Genomic DNA, 13,411 nt, shown 5'->3' with positions numbered 1-13,411 from the left:
CGAAGGCGCAACGCACGATGACCCGTCGCCGCCGGGGAAGAGGCCGAACCCCGTCGAACGGCTACCGGCGGGCCCGTAAGCGGGCGGCGAAGATCCAGCAGAAGGCCGCGGCGCGGACCCGGCACGAGGCGCGGGTGTGGGCGCGGCGGGTGGTCGCCCAGCATGCGGTGATCGCGGTGGAGGATTTCCGGCCGCGGTTCCTGGCCAAGTCCACGATGGCGCGCAAGGCCGCGGACGCGGCGATCGCCGCGACCAAGCGAGAACTCGTCGAGCGGGGCAGGCGGGCCGGCCGGAAGGTGGTGCTGGTGCGGCCCGCGTACACGAGCATGACGTGTTCGAGGTGTTTCGCGAGAGCCAAGCAGCCCCTCGGACTCGAGCAACGCATCTTCCGGTGCCCAGCCTGCGGCTACAGCGGATGCCGGGATCGGAACGCTGCCGGAGTGGATCTGGCTGTGGCGGAGCGCGGCCACACCGGTGTCGACGACGTCAGACAAGCGGATCACCTCCTCGGTGGTGCGGTTGCGGTCTGAGCCGGGAATCTCCCGCCTTCAGGCAGGAGAGGCGTTAACGCGCCAGGTCCTTCCACGGAATGTCCTTGTCCACACGGTGTTCCGGCGGCAGTCCGAGCACCCGCTCGGCGACGACGTTGCGCAGGATCTCCGACGTGCCGCCCTCGATGGAGTTGCCCTTGGCGCGCAGGTACCGGTATCCGGGTTCGCGGCCGGTGAAGTCCACCCATTCGGGCCGGCGCAGGGTCCAGTCGTCGTAGCGCAGGCCCTGCTCGCCGTGCAGTTCCACCTCGAAACCCGAGATCGTCTGGGCGAGGCGGGCGAACGCGAGTTTCATGCCGGAGCCCTCCGGGCCGGGCTGGCCCGCGGCGAACTGCTGGCGCAGGCGTTCGCCGGTCAGCCGGGTCACCTCCGCCTCGACCCACAGCCGCATGAGCTCGTCGTGCCGCGCCGGGTCGCGCACCTCGGGACGCTCGCGCCAGGCCGCGGCGACCTTGCCGATCATGCCGCCCTCGCGGGGCGCGCCGGAGCCGATCGCGACGCGTTCGTAGTTGAGGGTGGTGGTGGCGACGCGCCAGCCCTGTCCCTCGTCGCCGAGCCGGTTGGCGTCGGGTACCCGCACGCCGGTGAGGAACACTTCGTTGAACTCGGCCTCGCCGGTGATCTGCCGCAGGGGCCGCACGTCGACGCCCGGATCGCTCATGTCGAGCAGGAAGTACGTCAGCCCTGCGTGTTTGGGCACGGCCGGGTCGGTGCGGGCCACCAGGATCGCCATCTGCGCGTTCTGCGCGCCCGAGGTCCACACCTTCTGGCCGTCGACGATCCAGTCGTCGCCGTCGCGGACGGCGCGGGTCGCGACGGCGGCCAGGTCGGAGCCGGCGCCGGGCTCGCTGAACAGCTGGCAGTAGATGTGCTGTCCGGTGTAGAGGGGGCGCAGGAACCGGCTCTTCTGTTCCTCGGTGCCGAAGGCGGCGATGGTGGGGGCGGCCATGCCCAGGCCGATGCCGTTGCGGGCGGCGGCGGGCCGGGGCGCGCCGGCGGCGGCCAGTTCCGCCTCGACCTGCGCCTGGTGGCTCTGCGGCAGGCCGAGCCCGCCGTGCCCCGGCGGGAAGTGCACCCAGGCGAGACCGGCGTCGAACCGTGCGCCGAGGAAGTCCTCGGGCCGGGTTGTGCTCGGATCATGTTCGGACAGAAGTGTCTTCACACGCGCGGAGAGGTCGCGTGCGGTCGTCTGCTCGTCGGGGGACATCGTCGTCTCCTGCGTGTCGAGGGTGGTGGGGCGTCAGATGCCGGCGTCGTCGGCGATCTCGCGGGCCTTGTGGACCAGGGCGTCGATGCGTTCGATCGTGGGAGTGCCGGCCGCGGCCTTGTTCTGCGGTTCGTCGCGGGCGCGGCGCATCACGCCCTCCGCGATCACCGCCACCTTCCACAACCCGAGCGCGTGCCAGAACTGCAGTGCCGCCGGGTCGCGGCCCGTCTCGTCCAGGTAGACAGCGGCGAGCTCGGCGCGGCTCGGGAAGCCCTCGAGGGTGGAGGCGGGGAAGTCGCCGCCGGTGTCCTCCCCCGGCTCGGGCCAGTACGCGAACAGCGACCCGACGTCGGCGAGGGGGTCGCCGACGGTGGACAGCTCCCAGTCCAGCGCGGCGACGACGTCACCGCCGTCGTACGAGGTGATGACGTTGCGCAAATGGAAATCGCCGTGCACCAGGGTGGTTTCGTGCTGCGGAGGCACCGCGGCCAGGAGCCGGCGGGTCAGGTCGTCGAGTTCGGGCAGCTCGCGGGTCTTCGACTTCTCCCACTGGCCGGCCCAGCGGTGCAGCTGCCGCTGGGCATAGGGCTTGGGCCGGGCCAGGGCGGCGAGGCCCGTGCTGTCGAGGTCCACGGCGTGGATGCGGCCGAGCGTCCGCGCGAGCGACAGCCCGATGCGGCGGCGGCGCTCCGGCGTCAGGGACTCGGCGACGGACATCCGGTCCACCATCTGTCCGTCGACGTACTCCATGAGCACCATCGGCACGTCGCTGATCGCCGGATCGTCGGTGAGCCCGAACACCGTCGGTGTCGGCACGTCGGTGGACTCGAGCGCCGAGAGGATGCGGGCCTCGCGCGCGACGTCGTGCGCGGACGCCAGCAGGTGCCCGAGCGGTGGTCGCCGCAGCACCCACCGGCGCCCGTCGCCGTCCTGCACGAGGTAGGTCAGGTTCGACTGGCCGAGGCCGATGCGATCGAAGGTCAGCGGTGCGGTGTGCTCGATGCCGAGATCGCCCAGCCAGCGCAGGATCGCGTCCGGGTCGATGCCGACGGTTTCACGCAGTGGCATGGGCGCTCCCGGGCAGGGCGGCGAACTCGGGGGCGCGCCGCTCGAGGTGGCTGGCGACGCCCTCGGCGACGTCGGGGCCGCGGAAGGCCTCGACCATCAGGCGGTCCGCGGCGGTCACGGCGTCGGGGTAGGACCGGTCGGCGTCGGCGCGCAGCTGCGTCTTGATCGTCGCCATCGATCGCGGTGAGCAGCGGACGGCGAGGTCGGTCGCGTAGGCGACGGCGGCGTCGACGACGTCGCCGGTGGTGACGAGGTGATCGAGCAGGCCGATCCGGTGGGCCTCGCCGGCGTCGATCATGCGGCTCGACAGCAGCAGGTCCGCGGCGCGGCTGTGGCCGACGACGCGGGGCAGCAGCCAGGTGACGCCGTATTCGGCGATGAGTCCGCGGCGCGCGAACGCGGTGGTGAAGCGGGTGGTCGCGTCGCCGAAGCGGACGTCGCAGTAGAGGGCCTCGACCAGGCCGAGTCCCGCGACGGGGCCGCGGATCGCGGCGACGATCGGCTTGCGGACGCGCAGCGGGAAGTCGCGCGGGCGCGGGCGCACCAGGTCGTCGTCCGTGGCGTCGGCGACGTGGCGCAGGTCGTCGAGGTCGGCACCGGAGCAGAATCCGCGGCCGGCGCCGGTGACGACGACGGCCCGGACCTGCGGGTCGTCGTCCGCCTGCTCGAGCAGGTCGAAGTAGCGGTCCTCGAGGGCGTTGCTCCAGGCGTTGAGCTTGGCCGGCCGGTTGAGGGTGAGCAGGACGACCGGTCCGCGCCGCTCGGCGAGGACCAGGTCGTCGGTGGTGGCCACGCCGCGGGTCGTCGCGGCGGGTGCGTCGGTCATCCGGTGCTCCTTCACAGCAGGGAGTCACATAACTTGACGTCAGATTCAAGTTGCTGAGCGCTTGCATAGTGTGCGCCGGGGACGGTGTGATGTCAATCGCTTCCGGCAGCCCCGTGTGACCGGGAACCCGGGTCAGGACCCGACGCTGCGGCGCGGCGCGTGGACGGCGAGGACGGCCGTGTCGTCCTCCACCCCGGTGCCCAGGGTGTCGAGGAGGTCGCGGACGGCGGCGACGGCCTCCGCGGCGATGACCGGACCCAGCCTCCGGGCGAAGTCGAGCAGAGCCTGCTCGCCGAAGCGCTCGTCGGCGCCCGGAGCGGTGCGGGCCTCGGTGAGACCGTCGGTGTAGAGCACCAGGGTGTCGCCGGGATCCAGCCGGACGACGGCGCTGGCGATGTGGGCCCGCGGCAGCAACCCGATGAGCTGTCCACCCGGAATGTGCACGTAGTCGGCGCTGCCATCGGCGCGCAGCAGCAGAGCCGGCGGGTGCCCACCCGACGCCAGCGTGACGCGGAAGCTGCCCGGCGACGCGTCGGGGGTGAGCATCCCGAACACGACGGTGCAGAACCGCGGATCGTGCATGCGGTACCGATCGACGAGGACGGTGTTCAGGTCGGCCAGGACCGCCGACGGGCCGGAGGCGTAGACGGCCGCGGCACGCACGGTGTAGCGCGCGACGGAGGTCATCACCGCCGCGGCCGCCCCCTTACCGCACACGTCGCCGAGGAACAGGCCCCAGGTGCCGGCACCGAGCGGGAACAGGTCGTAGAAGTCGCCGCCGACCTCGTCCGGAGAGGCGATGTGGTAGTGCGCGGCGACATCGAGACCGGGCACCTCGGGCAGGTCGGGTGGCAGCAACGTCGCCTGGAGGGTGCGGGTCAGCCGCTGCAGGCGTCGTCGTTCGTCCTCGGCCTCCCGGCGAGCGCGCAGCAGTTCGGTCTCGTACGCCCGGCGCTCCCGGGCGTCGAAGACGGTGGTGCGGATCAGCAGGGGCTGCCCGCCGCTGTCGTACCGGACCACCGACGTGACCAGGACGGGCAGGCGGGTGCCGTCGGCCGCCCTCAATTCCAGTGCGATGCCGCTGATTTCCCCCTGCATGCGCAGCAGCGGGGCGAAGTGGGTCTCGTGGTAGAGGCGGCCACCGACCGTGAGCAGGTCGGAGAAGTACCGCCGGCCCACCACGTCGTCGCGCCGGAGTCCCAGCCACTGCAGCAGAGTCGCGTTGATCTTCGCGATCCGCCCGTCCGGCAGGGTGGACAGGTAGCCGCAGGGCGCGTTCTCGTACAGGCTCTCGGCGCTGTCCTCGGCCAGCGCGGCGCGCATCTCGCGATCCTCGCCCGCCGTCGCCCCGGCGCCCGGGTTCCGGCCGTCGTCCGTCTCCCGGGCCGGGATCATCACCCCACCGAACCGGCGAAGGCGGCGATCGTGGCCACGGTCTCGTCCGGGGCACTGAGCTGCGGGCAGTGCCCCGTGGCGTCCAACGTCACCAACCGGCTTCCCGGAATCTGCGCGTGGACGAACGCACCCACCTCCGGCGGGGCGATCGCGTCGCGGGAGCACTGGGCCACCACGGTCGGAACACTCACGTTCGCCAGGTCCGCCCGGTTGTCGGACAAGAACGTCACCCGGGCGAAGACCCGGGCGATGGCCGGATCGGTGCGGCAGAAGGCGGCGGTCAGTTCCTCGCCGAGTTCGGGACGTTCCGGATTGCCCATGATGGCGGGCGCCATCGCACCCGACCAGCCCAGGTAGTTCGCCTCCAGCGACTCGAGCAGCTCGTCGATGTCGGCGACGCTGAACCCGCCCCGATATCCGGTGGACGGATCGTCGACAAAGCACGGCGACGGGGCGAGCAGCACCAGCCCGGCGAACGCGCCGGGGTCGCGCGCGGCGGCGAGCACCCCCATCATCGCGCTCACCGAATGCCCGACGAAGACGACCGGTCCGAGATCCAGCGTCCGGCACACCGCCAGCACGTCGTCGGCGTAGCCGTCGAGATCCGAGTACCGCTCCGCGCTCCACGCCGACAGATCCGATCGGCCCGCGCCCACGTGGTCGAACAGCACCACGGTGAAGTCGCGTTCCAAGGCCGGCACCACCAGTCGCCACAGGTTCTGGTCGCAACCGAACCCGTGTGCCAGCACCACGACGGGCGCGCCGGCCCGGCCGGTGACGCGTACGTGGTTTCTGGTGAGGACATTCACGGGCCTCATACTCGCACGGTCGCCGAGATCCCATCCCCGTGGACGGCGTTCCGGAACTTTCGGCCCGCCCGGCACGGCACGCACCGATCGGTGCGCGGGGCGGGTAGGCATGAAGGATCCGCACACACGACTTCCCACCGAGAGCAGAGCGCGATGGCCCAGTCGAATGCCGCGAGCGAGCCGATCGGGATCGACGCCGCGCGCGTCACCGCGTGGTTCGTCGAGAACCTCCCGGCGGTCGCACCGCCGCTGCACTTCGAACTGATCACCGGAGGCCGGTCCAATCTGACCTACCGGGTCCGTGACGACGCGGGGACGCGGTGGGTCCTGCGCCGGCCGCCGACCGGGACGCTGCTCTCCTCCGCCCACGACGTCGTGCGGGAGTGGCGCATCCTCGACCTGCTCGCCGGCGGCCCGGTGCCGGTACCGCCGGTACTGGGCTACTGCACCGACCACGCGGTGACGGGCGCGGACTTCTACGTCATCACGCATGTCGACGGCATCGTCCTCGACGATGCCGAGACGGTCGCCGCGCTCCCCCGGCAGCACCGGCGGGCCGCCTCCTACAGCATCGTGGACACCCTCGCGAAGATCCACGCGGTGGACACCACGACCGGACCGCCGGCGCAGATGCGCAGACCCGGCAGCTACCTCGAGCGCCAGTTGCGGCGCTGGAGCCGTCAGCTCGCCGACGGCGGTGTCGGTCCCGGTCCAGTGTGGGACGTCCACGACCTCCTGGCCCGGAACCTGCCCGCCGAACGGTGGACCGGGTTGGTGCACGGCGACTTCCGGCCGGGCAACCTGCTGATCGGGCCCGACGGTGAGGTCCGGGCGGTTCTCGACTGGGAACTGTGGACCGTCGGCGACGTCATGGCCGACCTCGGGTGGCTCACCGCCACCTGGGTCTCGGCCGACGTGATCGGCTGGGCACCCGATCCCGCCGAGGGTTTCCTCGACGTCGACACGGTCGCCGCGCGGTATGCCGACACGACCGGGCGCGATCTCGACGACCTGCGCTACCACCAGGCCTTCGCGCTGTGGAAGCTCGCCGCCATTGCGGAGGGTGTGGCGGCGAGGTTCCGCGCCGGGACGATGGGCGGTCAGGACATAGACGTCGACGCCCTCGCCCGGCGGCCGGCGCAGCTGGCCGAGATGGCCCGCGAGGCCCTCGCCGGACGGTCCTAGCCCGTTCGCCGGGGGCGGTGGCGCAGCAACTGGGTGAGCCGGTGCGCCTGCCGAAGCAGCAGTTCCCCGAGTTCGGGGCGGCGATCCTCGCGGAAACGGCTCTCGACCCCGGTGATACTCAGCGCCCAGGCCGGTGCGTCCCGATGGTCGAAGACGGCAGCCCCCATCCCCCAGCTTCCCTCCACGAGCAGGGCGGGATTGGTGGAGTAGCCGGCCAGGCGCGTCGCGGCGATCCGTTCCTCCACCGCGTGCCGGGTGTGGTCCGGTCCCCACCCCGCGGTCAGGTCGGTGCGGGACAGGTACTCGTCGATGTCGCGGTCCGAGAGATGGGACAGGATGACCAGGCCCGCGGACGCGACCCCGAGCGGCAGCCGGATGCCGACGTGCAGGACGTGGGAGCGCAGCGGAAAGCTGCCCTCCTCACTGGCGAGGCACACGGTCTCGTCCCCGCGCCGGGCGGACAGGAAGGCGCTCTCACCGGTCTCCCGCGCGAGGTCGCGCAGGACGTCGCGGGCGAGGTCGGTGATGTCGTACCGGCCGGCCGCCAGCGAACCGAGGAGGTAGAGCTCGGGTCCCAGCGACCATCGGCCGGTCTTCGGGTCGCGGTCGACGAGTCCCTCGTCGGCGAGCGAGGTCAGCAGGCGGTGCACCGTCGGCCGTGCGAGGCTCGTCGCCCGCGCGAGGTCGGACGTCGACGATCCGACCGGTTCGTGCCCGGCGATCGCCCGCAGGAGTGCTCCGACCCGCGCGATCACCTGAGGTCTCTGCTCGTCCGTCATGCCCCCAGGATACGTCCACTCAGTGAACGCTAGCCGTAACGACGTTCCGATGGGCGAGCAATCTCGAAAGGGCCTCTGACAAGGTCTTGAAATCTGGGTACCTGGCGTTTGTAGTGGTAAGCGATCGATGTGAGCTCGTCCATTGAGTGAACACATCCTGCACCGGGTCCGGACGGACCGAATTCTCGAGAGGGGTCTTGATGGGAACGAAAGTGTTCGGTACGCCCGCGGCGGCCGTCGCGGACGTGTCCGACGGCGCGACGATCGCCGTCGGCGGGTTCGGGTTGTGTGGCATCCCCGACGCCCTGATCCGCGCGCTGGTCGAGTCCGGCGTCGGCGACCTGGAGGTCTTCTCCAACAACTGCGGCGTCGACGACCACGGCCTGGGCCTACTGCTCAACGGCCGGCAGATCCGCCGGGTGACCGCCTCCTACGTCGGCGAGAACAAGGAGTTCGCCCGTCAGTACCTCGCCGGTGAGCTCGAGGTCGAGCTCACCCCGCAGGGCACCCTCGCCGAGCGGCTGCGGGCCGGCGGCGCCGGCATCCCCGCCTTCTTCACCCCCGCGGGCGTCGGCACCCCCGTCGCGGACGGCGGACTGCCGTGGCGGTACAACGTCGACGGCTCGGTGGCCGTGGCGTCCCCGCCGAAGGAGACCCGGGCCTTCGGCGACAAGCGGTACGTGATGGAGCAGGGCATCACCGCCGACTTCGCACTGGTGCACGCGGTCAAGGGCGACACCGCGGGCAACCTGATCTTCGACAAGACGGCGATGAACTTCAATCCGCTGGCCGCGATGGCCGGCAAGGTCACCGTCGCGCAGGTCGAGGAACTCGTCGAGCCCGGCGAACTCGATCCCGCCCAGGTGCACCTGCCGGGAATCTTCGTGCAGCGCATCGTCGAAACCGGCCCGCAGGTCAAGCGGATCGAGAAGCGGACAGTTCAGGCCACGGAAGGGGCGGCACGATGACCGGCACCAAAGGATGGACCCGAGATCAGATGGCGGCCCGCGCGGCCGAGGAGATGATCGACGGCGAGTACGTCAATCTCGGCATCGGACTGCCGACGCTCATCCCCGGCCATCTCCCGCCGGACGTGCACGTGACGCTGCACTCGGAGAACGGCATCCTCGGCACCGGCCCCTACCCCACCGAGGAGAACGTCGACCCGGACCTGATCAACGCGGGCAAGGAGACGGTGACCGTCAATCCCGGTGCGGCCTTCTTCGATTCGGCACTGTCGTTCGGGATGATCCGCGGCGGGCACATCGACACCGCCGTGCTCGGCGGCATGCAGGTCTCCCGCACGGGTGACCTGGCCAACTGGATGGTCCCCGGCAAGATGGTCAAGGGCATGGGCGGCGCCATGGACCTGGTGCACGGTGCCAGCCGCGTCATCGTGGTCATGGAACACACCGACCGCGAGGGCAATTCGAAGATCGTCGACACCTGCTCGCTGCCCCTGACCGGTCAGGGTGTCGTCGACCGGATCATCACCGATCTCGCGGTGATCGACGTCGTGGGTGACGGGACCCTCGCGCTGCGCGAACTCGCTCCCGGCGTCACCGTCGACGAGGTCCTCGCGGCCACCGCGGCGCCGCTCGAGGTCCGCATCGACGAGCTCGTCTGAGAACGTAGTCGAATACCACTGCTCGCCAACAGGATCGGAGAAGCCATCGTGACCAGTTCTGTCATCGTCGCCGGAGCCCGGACCCCGATGGGGCGTCTGCAGGGCGCCCTGAAGGACTTCTCCGGCTCGGACCTCGGCGGGGTCGCCATCGCCGGGGCCCTGGCCAAGGCCGGGGTCGCCCCCGAGCAGGTCGAGTACGTGATCATGGGTCAGGTGCTCACCGCCGGGGCCGGGCAGATCCCGGCCCGCCAGGCCGCCGTCGCCGCGGGCATCCCGATGGATGTGCCCGCCCTGACCGTGAACAAGGTGTGCCTGTCCGGCATCGACGCGATCGCGCTGGCCGACCAGCTCATCCGCGCCGGCGAGTTCGACGTCGTCGTCGCCGGCGGCCAGGAGTCGATGAGCCGGGCCCCGCACCTGCTCGAGAAGTCCCGCGCCGGGTTCAAGTACGGCGATGTGACCCTGCGCGACCACCTGGCCTTCGACGGGCTGCACGACATCTTCACCGACCAGGCCATGGGTGCCCTGACCGAGGCCGCCAACACCGGCGCGGCGGCCGTCTCCCGCGCCGAGCAGGACGCGTTCGCCGCCGCCAGCCACCAGCGGGCGGCCCGCGCGCACAAGGACGGGCTGTTCGACGACGAGATCGTGCCGGTGTCGATCCCGCAGCGCAAGGGCGACCCGGTCGTGGTCACCGCCGACGAGGGCATCCGCCCGGACACCACCGCCGAGTCCCTGGCCAAGCTGCGGCCGGCGTTCGCCCCCGACGGCACCGTCACCGCCGGCTCGGCCTCGCAGATCTCCGACGGCGCGGCCGCGGTGGTGGTGATGTCCAAGGCCAAGGCCGAGCAGCTCGGCCTGTCCTGGCTCGCCGAGATCGGCCGGCACGGGGTGGTCGCCGGTCCGGACTCGACGCTGCAGTCCCAGCCGGCGCGGGCGATCGCGAAGGCCTGCGCGCGGGAGGGCCTCGAGCCGGCCGAGCTGGACCTGGTGGAGATCAACGAGGCGTTCGCCGCGGTGGGGATCGCCTCGGCCCGTGAGCTCGGGATCGACCCGGCCAGGGTGAACGTCAACGGCGGGGCGATCGCGCTGGGGCACCCGCTGGGGATGTCCGGGGCGCGGATCGTGCTGCACCTGGCCCTCGAGCTGGCCCGCCGCGGCGGCGGGGTCGGGGCTGCGGCCCTGTGCGGCGGCGGCGGCCAGGGCGACGCCCTCATCGTCCGCGTCCCCAAGGCGTAGGACCCGCGACCTCGAGGATCCGTCGAGGACCGTCACGTTCGGGCGGAGGCGACACGATCGCCTCCGCCCGAACGTTTGCGGGTGCCTGCGACCGCGGCGCTGACGACCGCCTCACGGCCGGCTCGACAGACCATCGACGTCACGCCGGCGACGCCCGGGGCTGCAGTATGTCCAGGAAGGCCACCGCAGCAGGCGCGGGATTGAAGTCGCTCCAGGCGAGATACTCCACTCGGGTCGGCCCGTCGCGGACGGGCACCGTGACCAGTTTCGGGGTCGACGAGACGAACGCGGGTGGCAGGAGCGCGACGGCGAGGTTCTGCTTCACGAGGTCGAGAATCAGGTCGGTGGACATCGATTCGAAGGTCACCTCCCGCCGCAGGTCGGCGGCGTCGAAGGCGAGGTCGCTCTGCGCACGCCCCTGGGTCCCGGCCGGGAAGTCCGCGAAGGTCTCCCCGGCAAGATCACGCAGGCGCAGCCGGCGCCGCCCCGCCAGCCGATGATCGGCCGCGAGCACAGCGACGAGGCGTTCGCGGGCCAGCTCGACGGACCGGACACGGTCGGGAGTGGTCGCGTCAGGCAGGCCCAGCACGGCGACGTCGACCCGGCCCGCGCGGAGTGCGCTCACGAGTTCGTCGCTGCCGCCGTGCCGTAGCGCGATGCGCACCGCCGGGTGCGCGCGGTGGAACCGGCCCAAGGCAGCGGGAATGTCGACGGCGGTCACGGTGGGGATGACACCGACCGTCAGCGTGCCCCGCACCTGGCCGACCGTAGCGGTCGCGTCGGCAGCGGCACGCTCGGCAGCTTCCAGGCTCGCCCGCGCGGCGGGCAGGAACGCCGCCCCGGCGTCGGTGAGCTCGACGCGGCGGCTGGTCCGGGCGAACAGGGCCACGCCCAGCTCCTGTTCGAGGGCCTTGATCTGGTGACTGAGCGCCGACTGGACGACGAAGCACTGCTCGGCCGCTCGGGTGAAGTTCCGCTTCTCGGCCACGGCGAGCACATACCGCAGTTGCTGCAGTTCCATTCACCTATCGTGCATCTCGATTGCTGATATGAAAACCATGTCTTGGACTCATCGGTACAACGACGCGACAGTGATGTGGTGACTACCACGACAACTCCCCTGCCGGCGCCCCCGGGGCGGGTGACGAACCGCACGGCACTCACTGCGGTGACCGCCGTGGCCCCCGCGGTGTGGGGCACGACCTATGTCGTCACCACAGAACTGCTGGCCCCGGGCCACCCCCTGTTCGCGGCGCTCGTGCGGGCGCTGCCCGCAGGCGTGCTCGCCCTCCTGCTCTCCCGGACGCTGCCCCGCGGGGCCTGGTGGTGGAAAACCGCGGTGCTGGGCGCGTTGAACATCGGCCTGTTCTTCCCGCTGCTGTTCCTCGCCGCGGAACGGCTGCCCGGCGGAGTCGCCGCCACCCTCGGCGCGACCCAGCCGATCATCGTCGCTCTTCTCGCCGTCGTCCTTCTGCCCGAACGCCTTTCGCTTCGGCGCCTGGGATGGGGTGTCGTCGGCGTGCTCGGGGTGGGCCTGGTCGTGCTCGGCCCCGCAGCGGCCTTCGATCCCGTCGGCATCGTCGCCGGGCTGGCCGGTGCCGCGGTGATGGGGACCGGCGTCGTTCTCACCGCACGCTGGGGCCGGCCCGAGGGAGTCGGTGCGATCAGTTTCGCAGGGTGGCAGCTCACCGTCGGCGGCCTGATCCTGTCGGTGCCGGCACTGCTGATCGAAGGGGTTCCCAGCCGAATCGACGCCCCCGCCGTCGCGGGGTACCTCTGGCTCGGCCTCGTCGGTGGGCTGCTGGCCTACACCCTCTGGTTCAACGGCCTGCGCACCCTGCCGGTCACCGCGACGGCGCTGCTCGGGTTGCTCTCCCCCCTCGTGGCCGCCGCCCTCGGTGTCCTCGTGGCGGGGGAAACCCTCAGCGCACTGCAGCTTGTCGGTTTCGTGCTCGCCCTCGCGGCGCTCGGCGCCGGGCAGACCGCGCCTCGCGCCCGTACGCGGAAAGGACTTTCGTCGTGAACATCATCGTCCTCGGGGCCACCGGCATGGTCGGCTCGCGCCTCGTAGCCGAAGCCGCCACGCGCGGACACCGCGTCGTCGCCGCCGCCCGGCATCCGGGCACCCATCCGGATCCGGGCGTCACCCCACTCGCCGTCGATGCCGGCGTGCCCGGACGACTCGATGCCGCACTCGCGGGTGCGCACGCGGCGATCCTCGCCGTCCGTGCCGCTCCCGGCCAGGAACAGACGATCGCACCGCTGACCACGGCGGTCCTGGACGCTACGGGTCGCTCCGGTACCCGCCTGCTCGTCATCGGCGGAGCCGGCCCCTTGCGCTCACCGCGGAGGGACGGCCTGGCGGTCCTCGATGATCCCGACTACGTGCCGGTCGAATGGCGAGCGGTCGCCGAGGCCAGCACTGCCCAGCTCCGCACCTGTGTCCGGCACACGAACCCGCGCTGGACATACCTGAGCCCGCCCGCGATCGTCGAATCCGGAACGCGCACGGGCACGTACCGGCGCGGAGCCACCACCCTGCTCACCGAACCCGACGGCACCTCACGCATCACCGCCGAGGATCTCGCCGTGGCCGCCCTCGACGAGATCGAACGCCCCGGTACCGACCGGCACTTCACGGTGGCACGCACTCCCCCGCGTTGTGGATAGCGTGGAGCGGGTAGCGAAAGCGGGTGGCACCGAGCAGGAGCGGCCGGCTCGTCCC

Annotated in this window: 14 protein-coding genes; 7 read left to right on the top strand and 7 right to left on the bottom strand. The window is 71.6% G+C overall.

The window, feature by feature from the left end; genetic code table 11:
- A partial coding sequence (locus tag RR3_RS17005; protein ID WP_139278876.1) for an RNA-guided endonuclease TnpB family protein occupies nt 1-530 on the top strand: 530 nt, incomplete at its 5' end.
- Nucleotides 531-564: 34 nt separating this feature from the next.
- On the opposite strand, the gene RR3_RS17000 is transcribed toward RR3_RS17005, so the two are convergent.
- From RR3_RS17000 to RR3_RS16980, 5 genes are all read right to left on the bottom strand, one after another.
- Nucleotides 565-1,758 (bottom strand): acyl-CoA dehydrogenase family protein, encoded by a 1,194-nt coding sequence (locus tag RR3_RS17000; protein WP_064066147.1) that lies wholly within the window; start codon nt 1,756-1,758, stop codon nt 565-567.
- A gap of 33 nt (nt 1,759-1,791) precedes the next feature.
- Nucleotides 1,792-2,826 carry a phosphotransferase family protein gene (locus tag RR3_RS16995; protein ID WP_064066146.1) on the bottom strand — a complete coding sequence of 345 codons (1,035 nt, stop codon included), beginning with the start codon at nt 2,824-2,826 and terminating at the stop codon, nt 1,792-1,794.
- Nucleotides 2,813-3,652, bottom strand: a complete 840-nt coding sequence (locus RR3_RS16990) for an enoyl-CoA hydratase-related protein (RefSeq protein ID WP_017682342.1) — start codon at nt 3,650-3,652, stop codon at nt 2,813-2,815. The genes RR3_RS16995 and RR3_RS16990 overlap by 14 nt, the downstream gene beginning before the upstream one ends.
- 132 nt (nt 3,653-3,784) lie before the next feature.
- The gene (locus RR3_RS16985; RefSeq protein WP_017682343.1) at nt 3,785-5,047 is read right to left on the bottom strand and encodes a SpoIIE family protein phosphatase; all 1,263 of its coding nucleotides are present in this window, start codon (nt 5,045-5,047) and stop codon (nt 3,785-3,787) included.
- The gene (locus tag RR3_RS16980) at nt 5,047-5,856 is read right to left on the bottom strand and encodes an alpha/beta fold hydrolase (RefSeq protein WP_026138140.1); all 810 of its coding nucleotides are present in this window, start codon (nt 5,854-5,856) and stop codon (nt 5,047-5,049) included. The genes RR3_RS16985 and RR3_RS16980 overlap by 1 nt, the downstream gene beginning before the upstream one ends.
- Nucleotides 5,857-6,009: 153 nt before the next feature.
- Between RR3_RS16980 and RR3_RS16975 the strand changes: the two genes are divergently transcribed.
- Nucleotides 6,010-7,041 carry a phosphotransferase family protein gene (locus tag RR3_RS16975; protein ID WP_064066145.1) on the top strand — a complete coding sequence of 344 codons (1,032 nt, stop codon included), beginning with the start codon at nt 6,010-6,012 and terminating at the stop codon, nt 7,039-7,041.
- Here RR3_RS16975 and RR3_RS16970 read toward each other — a convergent pair.
- Entirely contained in the window at nt 7,038-7,820 is a 783-nt protein-coding gene (locus tag RR3_RS16970) for an IclR family transcriptional regulator (protein WP_026138139.1), read from the bottom strand. The genes RR3_RS16975 and RR3_RS16970 overlap by 4 nt on opposite strands.
- A gap of 200 nt (nt 7,821-8,020) precedes the next feature.
- On the opposite strand from RR3_RS16970, the gene RR3_RS16965 reads away from it, so the two are divergent.
- Genes RR3_RS16965 through RR3_RS16955 form a run of 3 tightly spaced genes read left to right on the top strand, consistent with a single transcriptional unit; the run spans nt 8,021 to nt 10,686 of the window.
- Nucleotides 8,021-8,788, top strand: a complete 768-nt coding sequence (locus tag RR3_RS16965) for a CoA transferase subunit A (protein WP_010593713.1) — start codon at nt 8,021-8,023, stop codon at nt 8,786-8,788.
- The gene (locus RR3_RS16960; RefSeq protein WP_003938908.1) at nt 8,785-9,447 is read left to right on the top strand and encodes a CoA transferase subunit B; all 663 of its coding nucleotides are present in this window, start codon (nt 8,785-8,787) and stop codon (nt 9,445-9,447) included. Before RR3_RS16965 ends, RR3_RS16960 begins: the two co-directional genes overlap by 4 nt.
- Before the next feature lie 48 nt (nt 9,448-9,495).
- A complete protein-coding gene (locus tag RR3_RS16955; protein ID WP_064066144.1) occupies nt 9,496-10,686 on the top strand; it encodes an acetyl-CoA C-acetyltransferase in 1,191 nt (396 codons plus the stop codon).
- A 139-nt stretch (nt 10,687-10,825) separates the two neighbouring features.
- Here RR3_RS16955 and RR3_RS16950 read toward each other — a convergent pair whose 3' ends face one another.
- Nucleotides 10,826-11,707, bottom strand: coding sequence for a LysR family transcriptional regulator (locus tag RR3_RS16950; protein ID WP_059174911.1), 882 nt, complete (start codon nt 11,705-11,707; stop codon nt 10,826-10,828).
- Nucleotides 11,708-11,785: 78 nt separating this feature from the next.
- Between RR3_RS16950 and RR3_RS16945 the strand changes: the two genes are divergently transcribed.
- Both RR3_RS16945 and RR3_RS16940 read left to right on the top strand, forming a co-directional pair.
- The gene (locus RR3_RS16945; protein WP_234420163.1) at nt 11,786-12,709 is read left to right on the top strand and encodes an EamA family transporter; all 924 of its coding nucleotides are present in this window, start codon (nt 11,786-11,788) and stop codon (nt 12,707-12,709) included.
- Nucleotides 12,706-13,356, top strand: coding sequence for an NAD(P)-dependent oxidoreductase (locus RR3_RS16940; RefSeq protein WP_017681000.1), 651 nt, complete (start codon nt 12,706-12,708; stop codon nt 13,354-13,356). Before RR3_RS16945 ends, RR3_RS16940 begins: the two co-directional genes overlap by 4 nt.
- Nucleotides 13,357-13,411: the final 55 nt, after the last annotated feature.

The organism is Rhodococcus ruber NBRC 15591, from assembly GCF_001894945.1.
In the GTDB taxonomy this organism is placed as follows: domain Bacteria; phylum Actinomycetota; class Actinomycetes; order Mycobacteriales; family Mycobacteriaceae; genus Rhodococcus; species Rhodococcus ruber.
Note: the sequence above shows the minus strand (reverse complement) of the source record. Positions and strands in the feature narration are given on the sequence as shown.